Origin of the sequence: Sphingomonas sp. (assembly GCF_013812825.1) — a bacterium.
In the GTDB taxonomy this organism is placed as follows: domain Bacteria; phylum Pseudomonadota; class Alphaproteobacteria; order Sphingomonadales; family Sphingomonadaceae; genus Sphingomicrobium.
In genome coordinates this window covers 1-25596 of sequence record NZ_JACCSU010000004.1, presented here as the reverse complement: position 1 = coordinate 25596, position 25596 = coordinate 1, and the positions used below count along the sequence as shown (strand labels likewise).

The following is a 25596-nucleotide window of genomic DNA, read 5'->3' as shown; positions in this document are numbered from 1 at the left end:
CTTGTAGGTCCGGACCTCGAACTGCTCGCGCGACTTCTTGTCGACGTGCGGCGAGCGGTTGACGGTGAACTTCTCAATTCGCGTCGGCAAGGGGATGGGCCCACGGATCAGCGCACCGGTGCGCCGCGCAGTATCAGCGATGTCGCCGGTCGCCTGGTCGAGCACACGGTGATCGAAGGCTTTCAGGCGAATACGGATATTCTGCGTTTCCATGTCCCTGCCGATGCGAAAGAGCCTGCCCCTCACCACCGCGACGGCAGATCGGGACCACAAACCAAAAACGGGCATGCCCGGCGACTGGCCTTTCGGCCGCGGCCCCCGCGCCTACCCTTGAACGCACTTCAAAGCGAGCCGCGCGAATCTTGCAAAAAGACCCGCGCGGCTGGCGCCCTATATTACTTCGTGATCTCCGCGACAACCCCCGCGCCGACGGTCCGGCCGCCTTCGCGGATCGCGAAGCGCAGGCCCTGGTCCATGGCGATCGGAGCAATCAGCTTCACGCCGAGATTCACATTGTCGCCCGGCATCACCATTTCGGTGCCCTCCGGAAGCACGACCTCGCCGGTGACGTCGGTGGTGCGGAAGTAGAATTGCGGGCGATAGTTGGCGAAGAACGGCGTGTGGCGGCCGCCCTCGTCCTTCGACAGCACATAGACTTCGGCGTTGAAGTCGGTGTGCGGCTTGATCGACCCGGGCTTGCACAGCACCTGACCGCGCTCGACGTCTTCACGCGCGACGCCGCGCAGAAGGGCGCCGATGTTGTCGCCGGCCTGGCCCTGGTCGAGCAGCTTGCGGAACATCTCGACGCCGGTGACGACCGTCTTCGTCGTATCCTTGATGCCGACGATCTCGACTTCCTCGCCGACCTTGACGATGCCGGTCTCGACGCGGCCGGTGACGACCGTGCCGCGGCCCGAAATCGAGAACACGTCCTCGATCGGCATCAGGAACGGCTTGTCGAGCGGGCGCTCGGGCTGCGGAATCCACTCGTCGACCGCGGCCATCAGCTTGAGGATCGATTCCTTGCCGATCTCCGGATTCTTGTCCTCGAGAGCAGCCAGCGCCGAGCCGGAGACGATCGGGATGTTGTCGCCGTCGAACTCGCGCTTGGACAGCTCCTCGCGGATTTCCAACTCGACCAGCTCGAGAAGCTCGGGGTCGTCGACCTGGTCGACCTTGTTCAGGTAGACGACCATGGTCGGAACGCCGACCTGCTTGGCGAGCAGGATGTGCTCCTTGGTCTGCGGCATCGGGCCGTCGGCGGCGGACACGACCAGGATCGCGCCGTCCATCTGCGCGGCGCCGGTGATCATGTTCTTCACATAGTCGGCATGGCCCGGGCAGTCGACGTGCGCATAGTGGCGCGCGGCCGTCTCATATTCGACGTGAGCGGTCGAAATGGTGATGCCGCGCTCGCGCTCCTCGGGAGCTTTGTCGATATTGGCATAGCTGGTGTACGTCGCGCCGCCGGTCTCGGCGAGAATCTTGGTGATCGCCGCGGTCAGCGACGTCTTGCCATGGTCGACGTGACCGATGGTGCCGATGTTGCAGTGCGGCTTCGTCCGCTCGAATTTAGCCTTCGCCATTTTACGCCTCTTCTTCTATCGGAAACCCGGGCGGCGCCGCCCAGTGCGAGCGCGCCCATTAGCTACAAAAATCCCCTTATGCCAGCTTCGCCTTCAACTCGTCGGCGACGTTCTGCGGCACTTCCTCATAATGTGAGAATTGCATCGTGTATTGCGCGCGCCCCTGGGTGAAACCACGCAGCTGATTGACGTAGCCGAACATGTTGGCGAGCGGGACCGTCGCCTCGACAATCAAGGCGTTGCCGCGCGTGTCTTGGCTCCGGACCTGTCCACGGCGCGACATGAGGTCGCCGATGACGTCGCCCAGATATGGTTCCGGGGTTACGATCTCAACCTTCATGATCGGCTCTAATAGCTTGATGCCGGCCTTCTGCGCGGCCTCGCGCATCGCTCCGCGGCCGGCGATCTCGAACGCCAGCGCCGAGGAGTCGACCTCGTGGTACTTGCCGTCCAGAAGCCGGATCCTGAAGTCGATGATCGGGAAGCCGATCAGCGAGCCGGTCTCGGCGGTCTCGCGCATGCCCTTCTCGACCGACGGGATATATTCCTTGGGAACATTGCCGCCCTTGATCTCGTCGACGAACTCGATCCCGGTGCCGCGTTCGCCGGGCTCGAGCGCCACCTTGACCTCGCCGAACTGGCCCGAGCCGCCCGACTGCTTCTTGTGGGTGTAGATGAGATCGACCGGCCGGGCGAGGGATTCGCGATAGGCGACCTGCGGAGCGCCGACGTTGGCCTCGACCTTGAACTCGCGCTTCATTCGATCGATCAGGATCTCGAGATGTAGCTCGCCCATTCCCTTGATGATGGTCTGCCCGGATTCATAATCGCTGGTGACTCGGAACGACGGGTCCTCGCGCGCCAGGCGGTTGAGAGCGACGCCCATCTTCTCCTGGTCGGCCTTGGTCTTGGGCTCGACCGCGACCTCGATCACCGGATCGGGGAATTCCATCCGCTCGAGGATGATCGGGGCATTGGCGGCGCTCAGAGTGTCGCCGGTGGTGGTGTCCTTGAGCCCTGCCAAGGCGACGATATCGCCGGCATAGGCGACCTGGATGTCCTCGCGGTCGTTGGCGTGCATCAACAGCATGCGGCCAACCTTTTCCTTCTTGTCCTTGACCGAGTTCAGAACCTGCGACGCGGTCTCGAGCTTGCCCGAATAGATGCGCGCGAAGGTCAGGGTCCCGACGAACGGGTCGTTCATGATCTTGAACGCGAGCGCCGAGAATGGCGCGTCGTCCGAAGGAGCGCGAGTCTCGGTCGTCTCGCCGTCCAGCTTGAGGCCCTCGACCGGCGGGATGTCGAGCGGGCTCGGCAGATAGTCGACGACCGCGTCGAGCAGCGGCTGGACGCCCTTGTTCTTGAACGCCGAGCCGCACAGCACCGGCACGAACGAGAAGTTCAGAGTGCCCTTGCGGATCAGCTTCTTCAGGGTGGCTACGTCGGGCTCCTGGCCCTCGAGGTAATGCGTCATCACCTCGTCGTCCTGCTCGACAGCCATCTCGATCATGTGCATGCGCGCTTCCGCCGCAGCGTCCTTCAGGTCGTCGGGGATGTCCTCGTAGACGAACTTCGCGCCCAGACTCTCCTCGAGCCAGATGATCGCCCGGTTCTCGACCAGGTCGACCAGGCCCTTGAACGAGCTCTCGATCCCGATCGGGAGATAAAGCACCATCGGCCGCGCTCCGAGGCGGTCCTTGATCATCTCGACACACATGTCGAAATTGGCGCCGGTGCGGTCGAGCTTGTTGACGAAGCACATCCGCGGGACCTTGTACTTCTCGGCCTGGCGCCAGACGGTCTCCGATTGCGGCTCGACGCCGGCGACTCCGTCAAAGCAGGCGACCGCGCCGTCGAGCACTCGCAAGCTGCGCTCGACCTCGATGGTGAAGTCGACGTGGCCGGGCGTGTCGATGATGTTGATCCGATGCTCTTCGCCCTTGGCCTCTTCGGCCCGCCAGAAGCAGGTCGTGGCGGCCGAGGTGATGGTGATCCCGCGCTCTTGCTCCTGCTCCATCCAGTCCATGGTCGCGGTGCCCTCGTGGACCTCGCCGATCTTGTAGGACTTGCCGGTGTAATAGAGGATGCGCTCGGTCGTCGTCGTCTTGCCGGCATCGATGTGGGCCATGATGCCGATGTTGCGATAGCGTTCGAGCGGATGGCTGCGGGCCATTTCTTGGTTTCCTTGGCGATACGGGGAACCGGCGGGGCCGGACCCTCACGATATAGGTGCGATAATTACCAGCGGTAGTGCGAAAAGGCCCGGTTGGCCTCGGCCATGCGGTGCGTGTCTTCGCGCTTCTTGACCGCGTTGCCGCGGTTCTGCGAGGCGTCCATCAGCTCGCCCGACAGGCGCGCCGACATCGTCTTTTCGGACCGCGCGCGAGCCGCCGAGATCAGCCAGCGGATGGCCAGCGCCTGGGCGCGCTCGGGCCGAACCTCGACCGGCACCTGGTAGGTGGCTCCGCCGACCCGACGGCTGCGGACCTCGATGCCCGGCTTCACATTGTTGAGCGCGTCGTGGAAGACCTGCAGCGGGTCTTTCTTGAGACGCGTCTCGACGCTCTCGAGGGCGCCATAGACGATGCCTTCGGCGACCGACTTCTTGCCGTCGAACATCACCGAATTCATGAACTTGGACAGCACCTCGTCCCCGAACTTCGGGTCGGGCAGGATTTCGCGCTTCTCTGGGCGGCGGCGACGGGACATTCGAGCTTCCTTTCTCTTCAGCCGAATCCGGAACCTGTCCGGGGCTTACTGCTTTTTTTCGTCATCCCCGCGAAAGCGGGGATCCAGCTGGATCCCGGCCTGCGCCGGGATAACTCTACGCGGCCAATTGGCCGCTCGGTTACTTCGGGCGCTTGGCGCCGTATTTGGACCGGGACTGGCGGCGGTCCTTGACCCCTTGCGTGTCGAGGACTCCGCGGAGCACGTGGTAGCGAACCCCCGGAAGGTCGCGGACACGCCCGCCGCGGATGAGCACGACGCTGTGCTCCTGGAGGTTGTGGCCCTCGCCGGGAATGTAGCTGATCACTTCGCGCTGGTTGGTCAGTCGGACCTTGGCCACCTTGCGCAGCGCCGAATTCGGCTTCTTCGGGGTCGTCGTATAGACGCGGGTGCAGACGCCGCGCTTTTGCGGGTTCTGCTCCATCGCAGGGACCTTGGACTTGGCCTTCTGCGGTTCGCGACCCTTGCGGATCAGCTGGTTGATCGTCGGCATGAAGCCTTCACCTTTTCATTGCCGGCCAAAACCCCATGATGGAGCCTCCGGCGGTTACTTTGCCCGAACGCAAAGCGCGAAGGCGTGCGGCAAGCCATCTGGACTGCCGGGCCTTCACGTCGTCGAGCAATGTTCAGCTCTTGCCCGGCGGGGAAACGAATTCGACGCCCCGCGGACGAGCGGCCCAATAGCCGGGCAGCCGCCGACGGTCAACGGGCCGGAGGCGCTTTCACCACTTCGCCGCGGGCCATGACGAAATCGACGCGCTTGAGCACGGTGACGTCGCTCAACGGGTCGCCAGCCACGGCGATGATGTCGGCGCTCTTGCCGGGCTCGATGGTGCCGATCTCGCTTGCCAGCCCCAGCAGGTCCGCAGCGTTGACGGTCGCCGCCTGGATTGCCGCGGCCGGGCTCATCCCATGCTTCACCATCAGCTCGAACTCGTCGGCGTTGCGGCCGTGCTTGGACACTCCGGCGTCGGTGCCAAAGGCGATCCTGACTCCGGCCGGCACCGCCTTGCGAAGCGCCTGGCCGGTGATTCCGATCCGCCAGTCGATCTTGGCTCGGACCGCCGGCGGATAGGCGTTGGGATCGGCCGCGATCCGCTCGAGGTACCCGTTCACGGTCGAGAGCGTCGGCACATAATAGGCGTTGGTGCGCTTGAAGAGCCGGATGCCTTCCTCGTCGAGCAGTGTGCCGTGCTCGATCGAGTGGGCGCCCGCGGCGAGCGCCATGTTGATGCCGTCGGCGCCGTGCGCGTGCACCGCCACCTTCTTGCCGTAGAGCCGCGCGGTGTCGACGATGGCCTTGATCTCGTCGTCGAACATCTGGGCGGTGAGGCCCGCGCCGATGCGGCTGTTGACGCCGCCGGTCGTCATGGTCTTGATCACATCCGCGCCCCGCCGCACCTGCGCCCGCACCGCCCGGCGGCATTCCTCGGCGCCATCGCAGACGTTGTCGGGCGCGACCGCCGGGTGAAGTTCCTCGACGAGTCCGACGCGGCTGTCGCCATGTCCGCTGGTGGTCGAGATCCCAGAGGCGGCGTCGAGGATTCGCGGACCGCGGACGGTACCCGCAGCGACCGCGTTGCGAAGCGCGCCGATCGCCGGTCCGCCGCCGAGATTGCGAACGGTGGTGAAGCCCGCCTCGAGGGTCTTGCGGCCATTGGCCATCGCCTTGAACGCACGCTCGGCGTCATTGAGGGTCACGCTTTCGACCAGCCGCGCATCGCCACCGGCATCGGATTCGAGGTGGACGTGGCTGTCGATCAGGCCCGGAAGCACGGTCCGGCCTCGAAGGTCGATGTACGAGGCGCCCGGCTCGATCCGGGAGAGCCCGTTGGTGACCGAGACGATGCGGCCGTTGTCGACGACGATGGTCGATGGGCCCCGAACCGCTTTGCCCGGAACCGCGATCAGCCGGCCGGCGTGGATAAAGGTCGGGGCGGCGAGGGCCGATGAAGCGGCGCTGGCGGCAAGCAACGCGGCGAGGATTGATTTGATGCTCATCGGCTCAGCTTAAGCATCCCCGAGGGGAGCGCAATCGCTCGCTCGTTCGGCCGAATAAGAGGAGCCGCCACGCGGCGGTCCGCGGTGCGGCTCCGTTCCTGTCCGGCGCCTGCTAGAGCCGGATGCTGTTTGCGTGGTCAAGGTGGCCCTTGATCGCCGCCGCGGTCTTGGTCGCGAAGACCTTGAGCGCCTCATTGTCGCCGCCGCTCGAATAGCCCTGGAGCAGCGCCAACGCCTTCTGGTGAGCGGTTTTCTGCTGCTCGAGGTACAGCCGGTCGAACTCAGCCCCGCTCGCCGCTCGCAACTGCTCGAGCATGCCCTGCTTCTCCGCGTCGAGCTTCGGATCGACCGTGATGTTGGCTGTGCTGGCCGCACTCTTGAGCTCGGACGTCGATTTCTCGTGGTCGGTGCGGATGTGCTGGGCGAGCGACTTCACTTCGGAGTTGCGGGCCTTGTCGGCGGCGAGCCGGGCGCTTTCAATCTCATAAAGATCGGTCGAGGCGGCCGCGTTGGCGAAGCCGGCGGCATCGGTCGGAGCGGCGGCGGCCGCGCTGCCCATCTGGTTGGCGCCAAGGACGTCGTTGGCCGCCGCGTCCTCCGCGAGATTGACGTCCGTCGACACGTCGTTGCCGGTGTTGTTGTTACAAGCCGCCGCGGCAAGCGCGAATGCGGCCACGGTGGTCAAAGTTGCGGTACGCATGATGACTTTCCTTTACCCGTTGAAGCGGTCTTCAATGCCGCTTGTTGGGGCAAAAACATTTTCTAAGTCAGTGCGTTCCGCTTCCCGCGCACGCAACTCCGAACTGGGGAGCGCTGCTCAGCTGCGCGGGATCAGCCGTCCACCCTTGATTACCGCGTCCGGCCGCTCGAGCACCGTGACGTCGCTCAGCGGGTCGCCGGTGACCGCGACGATGTCGCCGAAGCGGCCAGCCGCGATCGCTCCGACATCCCGAGTCCGCCCGAGCGCCTCTGAGGCATTGCGGGTCGCGGCCCGGATCGCCTCGAGCGGGGTCATGCCGTACTTGACCATGGTCCGAAATTGCCTGCCGACCTGGCCGTGCGGCATTACCCCGGCGTCGCTCGCGAAGACTTGCCGGACCCCGGCGCGATGCGCCTTGCGGAAATTGTCGCGTTGGATCTGCGCGATCTCGCGGTCCTTGCGGAGATTGTCGGGAAGCACGCCGTTCTTCGCCCCCTCGGCCTGGGTGTATTCGGTGTTGTGGATATCCATCGCAAACCACACCGGCTGCCGCCGCTCGACGGCGAGGCGGATTCCTTCGTCGTCGACGAGGCTGGCGTGCTCGATGGTGTCGATGCCGGCGCGGATCGCCGCCTTGATGCCCTCGGCGCCATGGGCGTGGGCCGCGACCCGAAGGCCCCATTGGTGCGCTTCATCGGCGATCGCTCGCAGCTCCGGCTGCGACACCTGCAGCTGGCCTGGCTCGGTGTTGCGCGAGAACACGCCCCCGGTCGCGCACACCTTGATCACCTCGGCGCCGAACTTGCGCTGGCGCCGGACCTGGTGGCGGAATTCCTCAACTCCGTCCGCGATGCCCTCTTCCTTCTCGTCCTTCTCGAGGCTCGGTGGAAGGAAGGTGGAATCGCAATGGCCGCCGGTCGCGCCCAGGGCGTAGCCGGCCGGGAGGATCCGAGGTCCGAGCGCATAGCCATTGTCGATCGCCTGCTTGAGACCGACGTCGTTGCGGTTGCTGGAGCCGACGTTGCGCACCGTCGTGAACCCGGCGTCGAGCATCCCCCTGGCGTTGCCCACCGCCGTCATCGCCCAGAAGCTGTCGGTGAACTCGAGGCCGCGGTAGCCGCCGATGTCGGCCGGCGAGTCGAGATGGACATGCATGTCGATCAGGCCGGGAAGCAGCGTCCGCCCGGCGAGATTGATGTGCCGCGTCCCCTGGGGGATTTGCACGGCTGCGGCGTTTGCGATCGACTGGATGCGCCCGTCGTCGCCGATGAAGATCGCCGGATTGTCGACATAGCGGCCGGTCAGCACGTCGAGCATCCGGTCGGCGGTGACGACGACGCGTTCCGCCGGCGCAGGAGCGGCGAACGAGACAGCCGCGGCGGCGACCAGCAGCAGGTGCTTGATCAACGCAATTCTCCTCAGATGTGGATCACTCGGCCGAACGCGGCGAGCACGCTTTCGTGCATCATCTCGGACAAGGTCGGATGCGGGAAGACGGCGCCGATGAAATCCTGCTCGACCAGCTCGGCCGTCTTGCCGATGGTGTAGCCCTGGATCAACTCGGTGACTTCGGCGCCGATCATGTGGGCGCCGAGCAGCTCGCCGGTCTTCGAGTCGAAGATCGTTTTCACGAAACCCTCGGTTTCGCCCATGGCGATCGCCTTGCCGTTGCCGGGGAACGGGAAGCGGCCGACTTTGACCTCGAAGCCGGCCTCCTTGGCCCTGGCCTCGGTCAGCCCGACGCTGGCGACCTGCGGCCGGCAGTAAGTGCAGCCGGGGATATTGAGCGCGTCCATCGCGTGCGGGTGCGCGTCATTGTTGTCGAGCTCTTGGGCGATCGCCTCGGCGGCGATGATCCCTTCGTGGCTCGCCTTGTGCGCCAGCCACGGCGGCCCGGTGACGTCGCCGATCGCCCACAGGCCGGCGACGCTGGTGCGGCACATCGGATCGGTGTCGATGTGGCCCCTGGTGGTCTTCGCTCCGAGCTCCTCGAGACCGAGATTCTCGGTATTGGGCGCGATCCCGACGGCGACGATCGCATGGCTGAAACGCCGCTCCGATGTCTTGCCGTCCTTGCCCTTGATCGCCGCGGCGACTCCCTTGCCATCCGCCTTGAGGCTCTCGACCCCGGCCGAGGTCAGGATCTCCATCCCCTGGGCGGTCAGCGACTTGGTCAGCGCCCGGCTGACCTCGGCGTCCTCGACCGGCACGATTCGGTCGAGCATCTCGACCACCGTCACCTTGGCGCCCAGATCGCTGTAGAAGCTCGCGAACTCGATCCCGATCGCGCCCGAGCCGATGACCAGCAATTCGGTCGGCATTTCGGGCGGGGTCATCGCGTGGCGATAGGTCCAGATGCGCTTGCCGTCGGACTTGGCGAACGGCAGCTCGCGCGCCCGGGCGCCAGTGGCGATGATGATGTGCTTGGCGGCGAGCTCGGTCGCCTTGGCGCCTGCCCCGGCCCCCGAGCCGGCAGTCACCGTCAGCTTGCCCGGCGCGGTCAATTTCCCCTCGCCCATGTGGACGGCGATCTTGTTGCGCTTCATCAGCCCGGTCACTCCGCGGTTCATCTGCGCGGCGACGCCGCGGCTGCGGGCGACGACTTTCTCGAGGTTGAAGCCGGGTTTTCCCGCCGACAGCCCGAAACTCTCGGCGTGCTTGATGTGGTGGAACATCTCGGCCGAGCGCAGCAGCGCCTTGGTCGGGATGCAGCCCCAGTTGAGGCAGATCCCGCCGAGCAGCTCGCGCTCGACGATCGCCGTCTTCAGCCCCAGCTGGGCCGCCCGAATCGCCGCGACATAGCCGCCCGGCCCGGAGCCGAGCACGATGAGGTCGTAGCTTTCAGCCATTGCCGTGTTCCTGTCCCGCGATCGCTCGCGGCTTGTCGTTCGTATCGAGCGCGACGAAAGTGAATTCGCCCTCCGCGACGAGTTTTTCGTCGTCGCCGTCGCGCTCGCGGGCGACGGCTTCCGCCTTCAGCTTGAGCGACGTGCGCCCCTGCTTGAGCAACTCGACATAGACGCTGAGCTCGTCGCCGACCGCCATCGCGCCCGGGAATTTGACGCCGTCCGCGGCGACGAGGATCGCCTTGCCGCGCGAATGGCGCGACGCGAACGAGCCGCAGGCGAGCCCCATTTGCCCCATCAGCCACCCACCGAACACGCCGCCATACGGGTTGGTGTCGGACGGCATGGCGGTGACGCGGATTAGGGGGATTCTCGTCACGGGCCGTCGCAATAGGAAACGCGCAATTCAACCAAGAAGCCGACAAGCCAGATTGTGAGGAGTGTTAATGCGACAAGTCCCAAATAAAGCGATTGGACTCTTCGCTTCCAAATTGAAACCAGACCGACGACCGGTGAAATGGTTGCGGCGAGCCACATCAGGCCGACCACTATCGGAAGGGCGGGGACCTTTGATCCCATGCATAGCCCCAACATGATCCAACCCTCGCCAAACAACCCCATTCCGCCCCAGACGAGCAACACATGAGGGATCAGCAATGCGATCAGCAGTGGACGCGGGATGTGCATCCTATGCGAGCATCCCCAGCGGGGCTTCGACCAGCCGCTTGAACGCCTGCATGAAGCGCGCTCCGTCGGCGCCGTCGATGGCGCGGTGGTCGAAGCTTCCGGTCGCGCTCATCACCGTCGCGATCTGCAGGCTGTCGTTGATCACATAGGGGCGCTTTTCGCCGGCGCCGATCGCCATGATCATCGCCTGCGGAGGGTTGATGACCGCGTCGAACGCCTTGATTCCGTACATCCCCATGTTCGAAATCGAGGCGGTGCCGCCCTGATATTCGTGCGGCTGCAGCTTGCCCTCCTTGGCGCGCGCTGCGAGGTCCTTCATCTCGGTCGAGATCGCCGACACGCTCTTGCCGTCGGCGTTGGCGATGATCGGAGTGATCAGGCCGCCGGGGATCGACACCGCGACCGAAATGTCGGCGCGGCTGTACTTGAGCAGATTGTCGCCCGCGAAGCTGACGTTGCAGTCGGGCACCTCGATCAGCGCGTGGGCGAGCGCCTTGATCAGCAAATCGTTGACCGACAGCTTGATCTTGCGGGCCTCAAGCCCGGCATTGAGCTCGGTGCGCAGTTTCAACAACGCGTCGAGCTGGATGTCGACGGTCAGATAGATGTGCGGGATCTGCTGCTTCGACTCGGTGAGCCGGCGAGCGATCGTCTTGCGCATGTTGCTGAGCTTGACGACCTCGTGCGGGATATCGCCCGGTTCGGCCGGCGCGGCGCTCGGAGCCGCGGCAGTCTGGGGGGCAGTCATCGCCCCGCCAGCGGCCGCTCCCAGATCGGCGCGGACGATCCGCCCGCCCGGTCCGGAACCCTTGAGGGTCGCGAGGTCGATGCCCTGCGCCTCGGCCAGCCGCCGCGCCAGGGGCGACGCTTTGATGCGCTCGGAGGAACCCTCTTTCCTCAAGGGAGCGGGAGCAGCTTCGCCGGCGGCCGGCTTTGCGGGAGCGGTCGGCGTTTCGCCGCCGCCTTTGGCTGGCGGTGCCGGTGCTGGAGCGTCTTCCTTTGGCGCCTCAGTGCGATCCTCTTCCTTGGGAGGAGACGGGGTCTTGGCCGTCGCGTCCGGCTTTGGAGCGGGCTGGGCAGCCGCGGCACCGGCGTCCTCGCCTTCCGCCGCGAGCACCGCGATCGGGGTCCCGACCTTCACTCCGTCGCTGCCTTCCGGCACCAGGATCCTGGCGATCGTCCCCTCGTCGACCGCCTCGAACTCCATCGTCGCCTTGTCGGTCTCGATCTCGGCCAGGATGTCACCCGAACTGACCGTGTCGCCTTCCTTGACCAGCCATTTGGCGAGGGTCCCCTCCTCCATCGTCGGGGACAAGGCAGGCATCTTCAGTTCGGTCGGCATCGGCGTCTTTCCGCGAACGGGGAGGCCAGTGGCACAAAGCGAACGCGGCGGTTGGGGTCAAGTAGGCGGCCAAATAAGCTCAGCCGACTTGCGCTTGCCCGCGCTTTGACGCAGCACTGGGAAGTACATGGGGGCGAAGGACATTCTTCGAACATATCTGGTCGTCATCGACGACAGCCCCGAGGCGCGCGTGGCGCTGCGCTTCGCCGCCCGGCGCGCCGCCAAGACGGAAGGGCGCGTCGAGGTGCTGGCGGTCGTCGAGCCGCAGGATTTCCTCCAGTGGGGCGGAGTCGAAAAAGCGTTCGAGGAAGAGCAGCGGCTGCGCATCGAAGGAATCGTCAGCTCCTCGGTCGGGGAGATTCTCGATGAATCCGGGGTCGAAGCCTCGGTCGTCGTCCGCCAGGGCGAGCCCGTCAAAGCGGTTTGGGAACATATCGGCGAGCGCGCCGACGTCGCCGCGCTGGTGCTCGGAGCAGCGCCAGCCGGCGACCCGGGCCCGCTGGTCGGGCATTTCACCGGCAACGACGCAGGCAAGCTGCCGTGCCCGGTGATGCTGATTCCCGGCGGCCTCAACGACGAGCGGCTCGAGCAGCTCAGCTAAAGAACTTTCGCCAGCGCCTCCGCGAGCGCGATGCAGCCGGCTTCATCGTCGGCGTCGAACCGCGCCCGGCTCGGGCTGTCGAGATCGAGGACCGCGACCAGCTTGCCGCCCGCCCCCACGATCGGCACCACCAGCTCGCTCACCGACGCCGCATCGCAGGCGATGTGGCCGGGGAAGTCGTGGACGTCGTCGACGCGCTGCACCTCGAGGCTCGCCGCAGCCGCCCCGCACACGCCCTGGCCGAAGGCGATGCGGATGCACGCCGGTCGGCCCTGGAACGGGCCCAGCACCAGTTCGCCCTCGATATTTCGATAAAAGCCCGCCCAGTTGATGTCGGGCAAGGTCTCCCAGATCAAAGCGGCGGCATTGGCCATGTTGGCGACCGGGTCGGGCTCGCCAGCCACCAGCCCCTCGAGCGCCGCAGCGAGGTCGCGGTACATCGCCGCCTTGTCCGCAGCCTCGATCCTGAAGTCGTACATTTCCGTGTGATCCTTCCGCGCCGCAGCCGCTAATTGGCAGCGGGTGCGGCGATCCGCAATGCGCTGGCTCTGGCGCTGCCGCGCCATTTCGCTAGTCTCCATCGACCGACCGGCGACAGTCGGATCGTCAACAAGGGGGCCTGAATTTGGACCAGCCGAGCGTCTTCGTCCTGTTCGTGCTGCTGGCGGTGCCGGCCTTCTATTTCTTCCTTGAATTCCGCACCGGGTGGCGGCTGTGGTCGTTCCTGCCGCCGCTGCTGTGGATCTACGCGACTCCGCTGGTGCTCCGCGCGCTGGGCATCCTGCCCGAAGAATCGCCGGTCTATGCCGGCATACGCATGTACTTGCTGCCGGTGTTCATCACCCTGCTGGTGATGACCATCGACCTGCGCAGGGTGGTTGCGACTCTGGGCTCGGGACTGCCGGTGCTGCTGGTGTCGACGGCCTGCGTCATCGTCGGAGCGCCGATCGGCTATCTCGCGCTCAGCGCGTGGCTGCCGCCCGGGACCTGGACCGGCTACGGAGCCCTGGCCGGAAGCTGGATCGGCGGCACCGCCAACATGGCCGCGATGGAGCGGGCGCTCGGCACTCCACCCGACCAGATGGGCTTGGCGATCCTCGCCGACCAGCTGGTGTTCCTGCTGTGGCTGCCTCTGCTGATCGTGTCGGCGCGCTACGCCGGTCCATTCAACCGCTGGGTGAAAGCCAAGCCGCTGGTCCTCGATGAGACGGAGGCCGTGGGCGGCGCCGGTCCGGAAGCAGCCGGGGAGCCGGAGGGCGAGGCGGCCGCGGATCCGGCACCGGCCATCCCGGTCAAGACTTACCTCGAGGTCCCGCCGATGCTCGACCTGCTGCTGATGCTGACCGCCGCGCTCGCGAACGTCGCTCTGTGCGCATGGATCGCGGCGCAGCTGCCCGAGTTGCCGCCGTTCATCACCGGCTCGACCTGGCTGGTCCTGCTGGTGACGACCGGCGCGGTACTGCTCTCCTTCACCCCGATCCGCCGCTCGTACCAGGCGGAAGTGACCGGCACCGCGGTGCTCTACATCTTCGTCGCCAACATGGGAGCGTCGGCCTCGGTCGCCGGCTTCGCCGAAGCTCCCGCGTTCGTCGCCGGAGCGTTCGTGTGGCTGTTCGTCTCCGCCTCGCTGATGGTGCTCGCGGCCAAGCTGATGCGGACCGACCTCAGGCTGATGGCGGTGGCGGCGATTGCGAACGTCGGCGGCGCGGCCTCGGCGCCGGTGGTCGCGGCTGCACACCACCGCTCGCTGGTCCCGGTCGCGATCCTGATGGCGATGCTGTGCTACGCGATCGGCAATTACGGAGCGATCGTCGCGGGGCACCTGGTCCGGATCGTCGCCGGCGCCTGAGGCGATCAGTCCAGCTCCACTCGCCCGCGCGCTCGCTTGACGGCGCCGCGCTGCGTCTTTTGGTCGATGCGCTTGGCTTTCGCCGCCCGGCTCGGCCGCGTCGGCTTGCGCTTGGGCTGGACGATATGGGCATCGGCGATCATCTGCGCCAGCCGCGCCCGGCCGTCGGTTCGATTGGCGTCCTGCGTCCGGTAGCGCCGAGCGGTGACCAAAAGCTCGCCGGCCGTGGTCATCCGGCTCCCGGCGATCCGCTTCAGCCGCTCGTAGGCGTCGGGGCTGAGCCCGAGCTTGTCGACATCGAGCCGCAGCTGGACCGCGGTCGCGACCTTGTTGACGTTCTGCCCGCCCGGGCCCGTCGCGGCGAGGAAGCTCTCGCTGAGCGCATCTTCCGGAATGATCACGTCCTCAGGCCGCATTACGCCACTCTCCGAAATGCTCGGGCAATGGAGCCGTGACATCGATCGCCGGCTTGGCGCCGCGCGGCACCACCAGCCGCGATGCGTGGAGCAGCATTGCGCCTCCGGGGATGCCATAGACGCGGTCGCCGACGATGCCGCTTGCGAACGCCTCGCGCGCATGCACTCGAATCTGGTGGGTTCGTCCGGTCAGCGGCCGGAACTCGACCAGCGTTCGGCCGTCACGCCCGGCAATCCTGCGCCAGCGGGTGACCGCCGCCTGGCCGGCCGCATCGCCGACCATCCGCCATCCGGCCTCGGCGCTCGAGCGCTTGGCGATGGCGAGATCGATCACACCCTCCTGCGCCTCGACTTCGCTGCCGATCACCGCCAGATAATGTTTTTCCACCGAGCGCGCCTCGAACGCCTGCTGGAACGCGGTGCGCGCCTTGGGATTGCGCGCCAGCAGCAGGCAGCCGGTCGTGTCCTGGTCGAGCCGGTGCATGATCACCGGCTTGCGTCTGAATCCGCAGCGAAGCTCATCCAATCTGGACTCGATGCTTGGGCCGCCGCGTTTGGGCGTATCGACGGGCAGCCCCGCTGGCTTGTCGATCACCATCGCCTCGCCGTCGATGAACAGGATACGGTCGTCGAGCACGCTTCCTTAGACCGTCCGCCCCGAGGGAAGTCGAGTGGCAAGCGGCCACATTTCCCGCCAGGAACCCGCGCTCTCGATGAGGCGCTTGTGACTCGTGCGCAACGACGCCCAAGGATTTCAGGCTGTTACACAATATTAACCTTTACCCTTCATCTCTCGAATGGTTAATGATTGCTTCAAGGCCGTTAAGAGGGTGTTACGCGAAAGCGTGACCCCGGCCGCGATCGGGGGGAAATAGCGACATGCGCGTGCTGCTCATCGAAGACGAGCCGACGACCGCCAAGAGCATCGAGCTGATGCTCGGGACCGAAGGCTTCAACGTCTACACGACCGATCTTGGCGAAGAAGGCCTCGATCTCGGCAAGCTCTACGATTACGACATCATCCTGCTCGATCTGGGCCTGCCGGACATGCACGGCTATGATGTGCTCAAGAAGCTGCGGACCGCCAAGGTCGGCACTCCGGTCCTGATCCTGTCGGGCGTCGGCGAGATGGACAGCAAGGTCCGAGCGCTCGGCTTCGGCGCCGACGACTATGTGACCAAGCCGTTCCACCGCGACGAGCTGGTCGCGCGGATCCACGCGATCGTCCGTCGCTCGAAGGGCCATTCGCAATCGGTCATCCGAACCGGCAAGATCGCGGTCAACCTCGACGCCAAGACGGTCGAGGTCGACGGCAGCCGGGTTCACCTGACCGGCAAGGAATATGCGATGCTGGAGCTGCTTTCGCTCCGCAAGGGCACGACTCTGACCAAGGAGATGTTCCTCAATCATCTCTACGGCGGCATGGACGAGCCCGAATTGAAGATCATCGACGTGTTCATCTGCAAGCTGCGCAAGAAATTGAGCCTCGCCTGCGGCGGCGCCAATTACATCGAGACGGTGTGGGGCCGCGGCTACGTGCTTCGCGACAGCGACGCCGATGAGGTTCCGGCGGCACAAGAGGCCGCACCGGCGCAAACCGCCGTCGCCTGATTTCAAGTTTCGTTGGGGGCAACGGAAAGGCGGGGCGCTTCGGGACCCCATCAAAGTACAACTTTGATGGGAACCCCCGGCGCTCCGCCTTTTAAGCGTCGATCAGGAGGCGTTTCCCGACACGGCGGGCCGGCAGCACGACCGAGGCCGGCTCGGCGTTGGTTTCGGCCTGTCGGCCCATCCGCCGCCAGCCGTCGCGGCCGAGCCGCTCGAGTGGCTGGAAGCTGGTCTTGTAGGCCATGCGCGGCGAGCCATCGACCCAATAGCCGAGGTAGACGTAGGGCAGCCCGGCGCGCGCCGCGCGGATGATGTGGTCGAGGATGATGAAGGTTCCGAGGCCCTTGCGGGCGGCCGCGCCCACGTCGAAGAAGCTGTAGATCATCGACAGACCGTCGCCCTGCTGGTCGCTGAGGCAGGCGCCGACCAGCCTGCCGGGCCGGCCGCCCACCGACGGCTCGCGATATTCGATGACGAAGGTCCGCACCGGGGTCTGCTCGACCATGTCGGCGAAGTCGCTTTCGTCCATCTCGGCCATTCCGCCGCCGGGATGGCGATCGGCGAGATAGCGGCGCAGCAGTGCATATTGCTCTTCGGTGGTCCACGGCTTGCAGGCGGTGACCTCGAGCTCGGAATGGCGGCGGATCAGCTTGCGCTGGGTGGCGCTCGGCTCGAACTCGGCGGCGAGCACCCGCACCGACACGCAGGCCGAGCAGTCGATGCAGCTCGGCCGGTAAGCGACCGACTGGCTGCGCCGGAATCCGATCCGCCCGAGCGCCTCGTTGAGCTCGCTCGACTGGCGGCCGTTCAATTCGGTGAACACCTTGCGCTCGATCTTGCCCGGCAAATAGGGGCACGGCGACGGGTTGGTCACGAAGAACTTGGGAAAGCGGAATGGTGCGCTCACCGCGCCCCCTCTCTGGTTTGGTTTCGGACTCCTTTATGCTGCTGGTAAACGCGGTTGAAAAGGGCTTTGCACCGCGCAAAGAGGGTTAAGCGGCGAGACTGTCCCGGAGTGGGATGGCCGGCGCCCTCGAAAAGGCTCAATCCAGCGACGCCCGCTCGACGTGGAATCCGGCCGATTCGAGCCGTTCGATGACATCCTCCATCGCCCGCGGGTCGCGGGCTTCGCTCTCGACCTCGATCACCGTGTCCTTGGCGGGCAGCCGCGTGAAAATTCGGCTGTGGTTGATCTCGATGATGTTGACCCCGGCCGCCTCGAACTTGGCGGTAATCGCGGCCAGCGCGCCCGGCCGGTCTTGGGCAGCGATTCGGAGCCGTGCGATCCGCCCGCTGCGCACCAGGTCGCGGACCAGCACGTTGGCCAGCAGATGCGTGTCGATATTGCCGCCGCACAGCACGGTCGCGACCTTGCGCCCGGCGAAGCGCTTGGGATCGCCCAGCATCGCCGCCAGCCCCGCCGCTCCGGCGCCCTCGACGACGCTCTTTTCGATCGCAACCAGCATCGCCACCGCCCGCTCGATGTCGCGCTCGGCGACCAGCGCGATCTCCTCGACGAGCTCGCCGAGGATCCGCGACGTCAGCTCGCCCGGCTGCTTGACGGCGATGCCCTCGGCCAAAGTGTCGCCGCCGAGCGGCAGGTTGCAGCCCTCGATCGCGCATTTCATCGACGGGTAGAGCTCGGCCTCGACTCCGATCAGGCCGATGTCCGGCTTCAGTGCGCGCGCCGCGATGCCCATGCCCGACATCAGTCCGCCGCCGCCGACCGGGATCACCAGCGTGTCGAGGTCGGGCACCGCCTCGAGCATCTCGAGCGCGATCGTCCCCTGCCCGGCGATCACCTGCGGGTCGTCGAACGGGTGGACGAACACATGGCCGTCCTTGGCCGCCAGCTCGCATGCCTTGGCGTGGGCATCGTCGAACATCGCTCCGTCGAGGATCACCCGGGCGCCGTGGCCGGCGGTCTGGCTGACCTTCACCGTCGGGGTCGCGGACGGCATGACGATGGTCACCGGAATCCCGAGCCGCTTGCCATGATAGGCGACCGCCTGCGCGTGGTTGCCGGCCGAGGCCGCGATCACCCCGCGGGCGCGCTCATCGTCGGTCAGCTGCAGCAATTTGTTGAGCGCACCGCGCTCCTTGTAGGCACCGGTGAACTGGAGGTTCTCGAACTTCAGCCACACCTCGGCGCCGATGATTTCGGAGAAGGTCCGGCTCATCAGCATCGGCGTGTGGATGACCGCGCCTTCGATCCGCTGCGCCGCGGCGCGGATGTCGTCGATCGTCGGAGGCTGCGTCATTGGGGGGCAATGGCTAGCCCTTCCGCGGCGTTCAAACAATGCTATGCGCCCCAGCGTGCTTAAGCCCATGCTCAGGACGATCCTCGCGCTCAACGCGGCCTTGCTCGCCACGCCCGCGCTCGCCGATACGCTGATCCACAACGCCAACGGCATCCAGGTCGGCGCGGACGGCAAGCTGCAACGCTTCGAGTCCTTGCTGATCGGCGACGACGGCAAGGTGATCCGCACCTTCAGCAAGGTGCGGAGCCCCGCGCACTCGGGCCCGCGCATCGATGCTCAGGGCCGCACTCTGCTTCCCGGCCTGATCGACGCGCACGGCCATGTGATGGGCCTCGGGCTCGCCGCTCTCCGGCTCGACCTGACCGGCACCGGCTCGCTGGCCGAGCTGCAGTCTCGGCTCCAAGATTACGCGGCCGCCAATCCGGACGGGTGGATCGTCGGCCGCGGCTGGAACCAGGAATTGTGGGCCGACAAGCGATTTCCGACCGCCGCCGATCTCGACTCCGTCGTGCCCGGCAGGCCGGTGGCGCTCGAGCGGGTCGACGGCCACGCGCTGGTCGTCAATCGTGCCGCGCTCAAGCAAGCAGGCATCACCGCCGCGACCAGGGACCCGGTCGGCGGCCGAATCGAGCGCGACCAGGCGGGCCATCCGACCGGCCTGCTGATCGACGCCGCGATGGCGCTCGTTGAATCGAGGATTCCGGCGCCCTCCGCCGCCGACCGCGAGCGGGCGCTCGCCAAGGCGCAGGACTTGCTCCTGGCGACCGGCCTGACCGCGGTCGCCGACATGGGAACCTCGGCCGAGGACTGGGTGGCCATGAACTCGGCCGCCCAGTCCGGTCGGCTGCAGCTGCGGATCATGGGCTATGCGGCCGGTGTCGATGCAATGCCCGCGACGCCGTCCGCGTGGCTGCACGGCGACCATCTTCGAATGGTCGGAGTCAAGCTCTACGCCGACGGTGCGCTCGGCTCGCGCGGCGCTTGGCTCAAGCGACCCTACGCCGACAAGCCCGACACGCGCGGCCTCCGGTTCCTCACCGACGCCGAGCTTCGGGCGCAGGCCAACCGGGCGGCGGCGGCCGGCTTCCAGCTCGCCATCCATGCGATCGGCGACGCCGCCAATGCGCAGGTAATCTCGACCTACGAAGCGCTTCGCAAGACCTACGCCGGCGACCGGCGATGGCGCATCGAGCATGTCCAGGTCGTCGACCGCGCCGACATCCCGCGCATCGGCCGAGCCAGGATCATCGCCTCGATGCAGCCGGTCCACCAGACCAGCGACCGGACCATGGCCGAGGCGCGCCTCGACCCGCCGCGGCTGGCCGGCGCCTATGCGTGGAACAGCATCGCCAAAAGCGGCGGGATTCTCGCCTTCGGCTCCGACTTTCCGGTCGAAAGCCCGAACCCGTTCCCCGGCCTCGCCGCCGCGGTCAGTCGCCAGGACCCCAATGGAATTCCGCCGGGAGGCTGGCGGCCCGAGGAGCGGGTCTCGTTGGAGCAGGCGCTCGCCGGCTTCACCCGCAACGCTGCCTTCGCCGGTTTCGCCGAGGACCGCATCGGCAGCCTAGAGCCCGGCAAATGGGCCGATTTCATCCTCGTCGACCGCGATCCGACCCGGGTGAACCCGCAGGAGCTCGCCGCGACGGAGGTGTTCGAGACCTGGGTCGCCGGCAAGAAGGTTTGGCAGCGCTCCGCTAGCGCCGGTGCTGGCGAGCGCGGGAAATGAGCGACGAGGCGGTGAGGATCTGCGGCAGCTCCTCGGGCTCCGCCCCGGGCCGGTACCACAGGTAGAGAGGCACCCCGGCTCGGCCGCGGCTTTCGAGGAAGCGAGTGATCGCCGGGTCGCCGTTGGTCCAGTCGCCGGCGAGCACTCGGACGCCGGCGTTTTTGAACGCTTTGCGGACCTCCGAGCGGTCGATTGCCGAGACTTCGTTGGCCTTGCAGGTCAGGCACCAGTCGGCGGTGAAATAAACGAACACCGGGCGCCCCTGCTCGAGGTGGCGGGCGACGCGCGCCTGGCTCCATGGCTCGGCTCCCTGCGGAGCCCGCGCCGAGGCAGCCGGCCGTTCCGGCACCCACCAGATGGCGACCGCCGCGAGCGCGACCAGCACCGGCACCGCCGTCAGGCCAACCGCCCGGCCGGTGCGCTGCCGCGAACCGATCCAGGCGAGCGCCACGGCCAACACCACGACTGTCGCCAGCCCGGCCAGCAACGCGTCGCTTCCTCCCTGGCGGTAGAGCAGCCACAGGCACGCCGCTGCGGTCGCCGCCATCGGGATGGCCAGGAAGCGCTGCAGCCGGACCATCCATGGCCCCGGTGTGGGCAGGCGCTTGCGCAACGCCGGGACGAAGCCGACAGCCAGGAACGGGATTGCTAGCCCAAGCCCCAGCGCGGCGAACACCAGCACCGAGCCGGCTGCCGGCAGCAGCAGCGCGGTCCCGAGAGCGGCGCCGAGGAACGGCCCGGCGCAGGGAGTGGCGACGAACGCTGCCAGCGCTCCCGTCGCGAAACCGCCGCTCGGCCGCGCCCGGCTGGCCAGAGCCGGCACTTGGAACAGGCCGACGAGGTTGAGCGCGATCGCGACGCTGAGCAGCAGCAGCAGGATGATCGTCCGCGGGTCCTGGAGCTGGAACGCCCAGCCGACTGCGCTGCCGGCGGCGCGGATCGCCAGCAACGCCGCCCCGAGCGCACCGGTGCCGACCACCGCCCCGGCCGCATAGGCCAGCGCATCGCGCCGCGCATGAGCTGCTTCGCCGCCGCTCTTGGCCAAATGGATCGCCTTCAGTGCCAGGATCGGGAACACGCACGGCATCAGGTTCAACAGCAGCCCGCCGGCGATTGCCCCGAGGACCGCGAACAGGATCGCTCGGGCGCCGAGATCGCCGACCGGCCGGCCGCCGTCGGGCACGTCGCCTGGAACCGCCTCGAACTCGAGCCCGCGGCCGTCGCCGAGCGCCAGCACTCCGGCGAACCTGCCGGGCTCGCCGCGGCGGCGCGGAAGCTCGGCGATCAACGTGTCGCCGGAGCGCCGGAAATGCTGCTCGCCGGCGTAGTCGACCGGCCCGTCGGTGATCGGGAACAGGTAGGGCTCGCCCAGCGTGACGTCGCTTGGCAGCGGGATCGCGACGCGCAGCTTTTGTCCGGAAAGCTCGAACCGCGCCGGGCTGAGCAGCGGCTGCGACAGCGCCCGGCGCCATTCGTCGAAGCGCGCCCGCTCCGGGACTCCGCTGCCGACTGGCAAGGTGAGCGCGAACGAGCCGCTTTCGGGCACGCAGACCTTGTCGGTGCAGGCGAGCCAGCGGGCCTCCGCGCGGATCGGCACCGTGCCGCGCGCACCCGGCGGCACCTGCAACCGCACCAGCACCGCATAGTCGCGCTCGTAAACGTAGTTCATCAGCCCCGCGATCGTCAGCCGAGTCGGCACGGGGTAGCGCAGCGGGCCGACTGCGAAACCTGGAGGAAGCCGCCACTCGACCTCCATCGGCAGGCCCGCATCGCCGGGGTTGCGCCAGTATCCGTGCCAGCCGGGCTTGGTCCGCATGTGAATGGCAAGCTCGACCTCGCCTCCGGGCGGTGCCGGGCCTTCGGCGACCAGCTCGGGCTGGATTGCATTGGTGCGCGCCTCGCCGAGCGCCGGCGTCAGCAGGAGCGCCAGGAGAATGAACAGCCGTCGAAGCATCGCTTCTGAGCTAGTGCGTCGCCCGGTCCTAGTCGAGGTTGGGCCTCAGCCAGCGCTCGGCGCATTCGACGTCGACCCCGCGCCGCCGGGCATAATCGTTGAGCTGGTCGCGGCCGATCCGCGCGACCCCGAAATACTGGCTGTCGCGGTGGCCGAAATAAAATCCCGACACCGCCGAGGTCGGAAGCATCGCGTAATTCTCGGTCAATGTGACCCCGCCCGGAGTGCCGCCGAGCATGTCGAACAGCATCGGCTTCAAGCTGTGGTCGGGACACGCGGGGTAGCCGGGAGCCGGCCGGATGCCCTGGTACTTCTCGCGGATCAATTGCTCGTTGGAGAAATGCTCGTCGGCATAGCCCCAGATGCGGTTGCGGACCTCGGCGTGGAGCACTTCGGCAAGGCTTTCGGCCAGGCGGTCGGCGAGCGCTTTCAATAAAATGTCCGAATAATCGTCGTTTTCGGCCTTGAAGCGCTCGAGGTGCGGCTCAAGGCCGTGGATTCCGACCGCAAAGCCGCCGATCCAGTCCTCCCCGTCGGGATTGATGAAATCGGCGAGGCACATGTTGGGGCGGCCGCCGGAATCCTGGGCGCGCTTCTTCACCTGCTGGCGAAGGAAGGGCACGCGAGTCCAGTCGTTGCCGGCCAGCACCAGCACATCGTCGACTTCGCGTTTGCAGCGCCACAGCCCGACCGTCGCGCTCGGGGTCACCCAGCGCTCGGCAATCAGCCGCTCGAGCATCTCCTGGGCATCGGCGAACAGGCTCTTGGCGCTCTCCCCAACCACCGGGTCGTCGAGGATCGCGGGATAATTGCCGGCCAGCTCCCAGGCGCGGAAGAACGGAGTCCAGTCGATCGACGCGCGCAGGTCCCGGAGCGGCCATTCGCCGAACTGGTGGAGGCCGGGACGCAGCGGCGGCGGCGCCTGGCCGCTGGGGTCGAACGAAAAAGCGTTGGCGCGCGCTTCCTCGAGGCTCGCCAGCTGGCTGTGGCCGCTGCGCTCGCGCGACTTGCGCAGCTTGTCATATTCCTCGGCCGCGGCAGCGATCAGCGGCTCGCGCTGGGTGTCGGAGACCAGGCTCGAGGCCACTCCCACCGCCCGGCTGGCATCGAGCACGTGGATCACCGGCCCATCGTAAGCGAGATCGATTCGAAGCGCGGTGTGCGCCTTGCTGGTCGTCGCTCCGCCGATCAGCAGCGGGGTCTTGAGACCCAGCCGCTGCATCTCGCCGGCCACCGTCACCATCTCGTCGAGCGAGGGAGTGATCAGCCCGGACAGGCCGATGATGTCGGCATTGTGCTCGTTCGCCGACTGCAGGATGTCCTGCCACGGCACCATCACGCCAAGGTCGATGATCTCGAAGCCGTTGCACTGCAGGACGACGCCGACGATGTTCTTGCCGATGTCGTGGACGTCCCCCTTGACGGTCGCCATCACCACCCGACCCTTGCCCTGGGTCGCTCCGGTCGCCTCTTTCTCCGCCTCGATGAACGGCAGCAGATGCGCGACCGCCTTTTTCATCACCCGCGCCGACTTGACCACCTGCGGCAGGAACATCTTGCCCGACCCGAATAGGTCGCCGACGACGTTCATGCCGTCCATCAGCGGCCCTTCGATCACCTCGATCGGCCGAGCGAACAGATGCCGCGCTTCCTCGGTGTCCTCGACGATGTGGCTGTCGATGCCCTTGACCAGCGCGTGCGACAGGCGCTCGCCGACCGCCATTCCGCGCCATTCGGCTTCGATCTTTTCCTGGGCCGCGTCCGTGCCGCGATAGCTTTCCGCGAGGTCGACCAGCCGTTCGGTCGCATCGTCACGCCGGTCGAGGATCACGTCCTCGCAAGCCTCGCGAAGCTCGGGATCGATCAGGTCGTAGACGTCGAGCTGGCCGGCGTTGACGATGGCCATGTCGAGGCCGGCGGGAATCGCGTGGTAGAGGAACACGCTGTGCATCGCCCGGCGGACCGGCTCGTTCCCACGGAACGAGAAGCTGAGGTTGGAGAGCCCGCCGGAGACGTGGACGCCCGGGCAGCGCGCGCGGATCTCGCGAGTCGCCTCGATGAAGTCGAGCGCGTAACGGCGATGCTCGTCGATGCCGGTCGCGACCGCGAAGATGTTGGGGTCGAAGATGATATCCTGCGGGTCGGTGCCGTCCTCCGTCAGGAGCCGGTAGGCGCGCTCGCAGATCGACACCTTGCGCTCGACAGTGTCCGCCTGCCCGACTTCGTCGAAGGCCATCACCACCGTCGCGGCGCCGTACGAGCGCACCTTGCGGGCGAGCTCGAGAAACGGCTCCTCGCCTTCCTTGAGGCTGATCGAATTAACGATCGGCTTGCCCGACACGCATTTCAGCCCGGCCTCGATCACGCTCCATTTCGATGAGTCGATCATGACGGGAACGCGCGCGATGTCGGGCTCGGCGGCGATGCGTTTGAGGAAAATCGTCATCGCCGCTTCTGAATCGAGCAGCGCCTCATCCATGTTGACGTCGATGATCTGCGCGCCGTTCTCGACTTGCTCGCGCGCCACCTCGACCGCGGCGTCATAGTCGCCGGCGAGGATCAATTTCTTGAACCTGGCCGAACCGGTGACGTTCGTTCGCTCGCTGATGTTGACGAACCGCGCGCCCGCGCCGGCAGGAACGATGCTCGAATCTTCCATCTCAGGCGGCCAGCACCATCGGCTCGAGGCCTGCGAGCAGCGTGTGGCCATCGGCGCCCGGCACTTTGCGCGGCGAGCCGGCGTGCGCCGCGTCGGCGATCGCGGCGAGATGCGCGGCGGTGGTGCCGCAGCATCCGCCGACCACATTGACCAGCCCGTCGGCGACCCATTCGGCGACTTGCCGCGCGGTTTCCTCCGCGGCCTCGTCATAGTCGCCGAGGTCGTTGGGCAGCCCGGCATTGGGATAAGCCATCACCAATGTCCCGGCATCGCGTGACAGCGCCGCGAGGTGCGGACGGAGCTGGGCCGCGCCAAACGAGCAGTTGAGCCCGATGGTCAACGGCCGGGCATGGCGGACGCTGGCCCAGAACGCCTCGACCGTATGACCCGAGAGGTTGCGGCCGCTAAGGTCGGTCAGGGTCATCGAGACCATGATCGGAAGCGGGCGGCCAAGCGCATTGCCGGCCTCGATCACCGCCATGATCGCGGCCTTGGCGTTCAACGTATCGAACACCGTCTCGACCAGGATGAAATCGACCCCGCCGTCAATCAGTGCGTCGACCTGGGCGCGATAGGCGGCCTTGACCCCGTCGAAATCGACTTCGCGGTAACCGGGATCGTCCACCCTGGGCG

The 25596-nt window shown here is 66.8% G+C and carries 24 protein-coding genes; 4 read left to right on the top strand and 20 right to left on the bottom strand.

What is annotated here, in order from left to right:
• The 12 genes from rpsJ to H0T81_RS00270 form a co-directional block, all read right to left on the bottom strand.
• A partial coding sequence (gene rpsJ, locus H0T81_RS00325) for a 30S ribosomal protein S10 (RefSeq protein ID WP_294008712.1) occupies nt 1-213 on the bottom strand: 213 nt, incomplete at its 3' end.
• A 182-nt stretch (nt 214-395) separates the two neighbouring features.
• Entirely contained in the window at nt 396-1586 is a 1191-nt protein-coding gene (tuf, locus tag H0T81_RS00320; RefSeq protein WP_294008708.1) for an elongation factor Tu, read from the bottom strand.
• A 76-nt stretch (nt 1587-1662) separates the two neighbouring features.
• Nucleotides 1663-3759, bottom strand: coding sequence for an elongation factor G (fusA, locus tag H0T81_RS00315; protein WP_294008706.1), 2097 nt, complete (start codon nt 3757-3759; stop codon nt 1663-1665).
• 65 nt (nt 3760-3824) lie between these two features.
• Nucleotides 3825-4295, bottom strand: coding sequence for a 30S ribosomal protein S7 (gene rpsG / locus H0T81_RS00310; RefSeq protein WP_294008704.1), 471 nt, complete (start codon nt 4293-4295; stop codon nt 3825-3827).
• Nucleotides 4296-4434: 139 nt separating this feature from the next.
• On the bottom strand, nt 4435-4806 hold the full coding sequence (gene rpsL, locus H0T81_RS00305; protein WP_028969180.1) for a 30S ribosomal protein S12: 372 nt from the start codon (nt 4804-4806) through the stop codon (nt 4435-4437).
• Between the two features lie 209 nt (nt 4807-5015).
• Complete coding sequence (locus H0T81_RS00300; RefSeq protein ID WP_294008702.1) at nt 5016-6314, bottom strand: amidohydrolase family protein; 1299 nt, start codon at nt 6312-6314, stop codon at nt 5016-5018.
• A 112-nt stretch (nt 6315-6426) separates the two neighbouring features.
• On the bottom strand, nt 6427-7014 hold the full coding sequence (locus H0T81_RS00295; protein ID WP_294008700.1) for a DUF4142 domain-containing protein: 588 nt from the start codon (nt 7012-7014) through the stop codon (nt 6427-6429).
• A gap of 117 nt (nt 7015-7131) precedes the next feature.
• Nucleotides 7132-8421, bottom strand: a complete 1290-nt coding sequence (locus tag H0T81_RS00290) for an amidohydrolase family protein (protein ID WP_294008698.1) — start codon at nt 8419-8421, stop codon at nt 7132-7134.
• An 11-nt stretch (nt 8422-8432) separates the two neighbouring features.
• Nucleotides 8433-9863, bottom strand: a complete 1431-nt coding sequence (gene lpdA, locus H0T81_RS00285) for a dihydrolipoyl dehydrogenase (protein ID WP_294008696.1) — start codon at nt 9861-9863, stop codon at nt 8433-8435.
• A complete protein-coding gene (locus tag H0T81_RS00280) occupies nt 9856-10239 on the bottom strand; it encodes a hotdog domain-containing protein (protein WP_366474076.1) in 384 nt (127 codons plus the stop codon). The genes lpdA and H0T81_RS00280 overlap by 8 nt, the downstream gene beginning before the upstream one ends.
• On the bottom strand, nt 10236-10547 hold the full coding sequence (locus H0T81_RS00275) for a hypothetical protein (protein WP_294008694.1): 312 nt from the start codon (nt 10545-10547) through the stop codon (nt 10236-10238). Before H0T81_RS00275 ends, H0T81_RS00280 begins: the two co-directional genes overlap by 4 nt.
• 1 nt (nt 10548) lies before the next feature.
• Entirely contained in the window at nt 10549-11889 is a 1341-nt protein-coding gene (locus H0T81_RS00270) for a pyruvate dehydrogenase complex dihydrolipoamide acetyltransferase (protein WP_294008692.1), read from the bottom strand.
• Between the two features lie 127 nt (nt 11890-12016).
• Between H0T81_RS00270 and H0T81_RS00265 the strand changes: the two genes are divergently transcribed.
• Nucleotides 12017-12490 carry a universal stress protein gene (locus tag H0T81_RS00265; protein WP_294008690.1) on the top strand — a complete coding sequence of 158 codons (474 nt, stop codon included), beginning with the start codon at nt 12017-12019 and terminating at the stop codon, nt 12488-12490.
• Here H0T81_RS00265 and H0T81_RS00260 read toward each other — a convergent pair.
• A complete protein-coding gene (locus H0T81_RS00260) occupies nt 12487-12969 on the bottom strand; it encodes a GAF domain-containing protein (protein WP_294008688.1) in 483 nt (160 codons plus the stop codon). The two genes, H0T81_RS00265 and H0T81_RS00260, sit on opposite strands and share 4 nt — an antisense overlap.
• Nucleotides 12970-13115: 146 nt before the next feature.
• On the opposite strand from H0T81_RS00260, the gene H0T81_RS00255 reads away from it, so the two are divergent.
• Complete coding sequence (locus H0T81_RS00255) at nt 13116-14339, top strand: DUF819 family protein (protein ID WP_294008686.1); 1224 nt, start codon at nt 13116-13118, stop codon at nt 14337-14339.
• 5 nt (nt 14340-14344) lie between these two features.
• On the opposite strand, the gene arfB is transcribed toward H0T81_RS00255, so the two are convergent.
• Both arfB and H0T81_RS00245 read right to left on the bottom strand, forming a co-directional pair.
• Entirely contained in the window at nt 14345-14755 is a 411-nt protein-coding gene (gene arfB / locus H0T81_RS00250; RefSeq protein WP_294008684.1) for an alternative ribosome rescue aminoacyl-tRNA hydrolase ArfB, read from the bottom strand.
• Complete coding sequence (locus H0T81_RS00245; protein ID WP_294008682.1) at nt 14745-15392, bottom strand: RluA family pseudouridine synthase; 648 nt, start codon at nt 15390-15392, stop codon at nt 14745-14747. Before H0T81_RS00245 ends, arfB begins: the two co-directional genes overlap by 11 nt.
• Before the next feature lie 242 nt (nt 15393-15634).
• Here H0T81_RS00245 and ctrA point away from each other — a divergent pair, with 242 nt between their 5' ends.
• On the top strand, nt 15635-16366 hold the full coding sequence (gene ctrA, locus H0T81_RS00240) for a response regulator transcription factor CtrA (protein ID WP_294008680.1): 732 nt from the start codon (nt 15635-15637) through the stop codon (nt 16364-16366).
• A 91-nt stretch (nt 16367-16457) separates the two neighbouring features.
• On the opposite strand, the gene H0T81_RS00235 is transcribed toward ctrA, so the two are convergent.
• On the bottom strand, nt 16458-17270 hold the full coding sequence (locus H0T81_RS00235; protein ID WP_294008678.1) for an arginyltransferase: 813 nt from the start codon (nt 17268-17270) through the stop codon (nt 16458-16460).
• A gap of 136 nt (nt 17271-17406) precedes the next feature.
• A complete protein-coding gene (locus H0T81_RS00230; RefSeq protein ID WP_294008676.1) occupies nt 17407-18624 on the bottom strand; it encodes a threonine ammonia-lyase in 1218 nt (405 codons plus the stop codon).
• Between the two features lie 67 nt (nt 18625-18691).
• On the opposite strand from H0T81_RS00230, the gene H0T81_RS00225 reads away from it, so the two are divergent.
• Entirely contained in the window at nt 18692-20350 is a 1659-nt protein-coding gene (locus H0T81_RS00225) for an amidohydrolase (protein WP_294008675.1), read from the top strand.
• Here H0T81_RS00225 and H0T81_RS00220 read toward each other — a convergent pair.
• The 3 genes from H0T81_RS00220 to H0T81_RS00210 all read right to left on the bottom strand — a co-directional run.
• Nucleotides 20319-22304, bottom strand: coding sequence for a protein-disulfide reductase DsbD domain-containing protein (locus H0T81_RS00220; protein WP_294008674.1), 1986 nt, complete (start codon nt 22302-22304; stop codon nt 20319-20321). The genes H0T81_RS00225 and H0T81_RS00220 overlap by 32 nt on opposite strands.
• Nucleotides 22305-22332: 28 nt before the next feature.
• Complete coding sequence (gene metH, locus H0T81_RS00215) at nt 22333-24963, bottom strand: methionine synthase (protein WP_294008672.1); 2631 nt, start codon at nt 24961-24963, stop codon at nt 22333-22335.
• A 1-nt stretch (nt 24964) separates the two neighbouring features.
• Nucleotides 24965-25596, bottom strand: a 632-nt coding sequence (locus tag H0T81_RS00210; protein WP_294008670.1) for a homocysteine S-methyltransferase family protein, incomplete at its 5' end; no start/stop codon positions are given.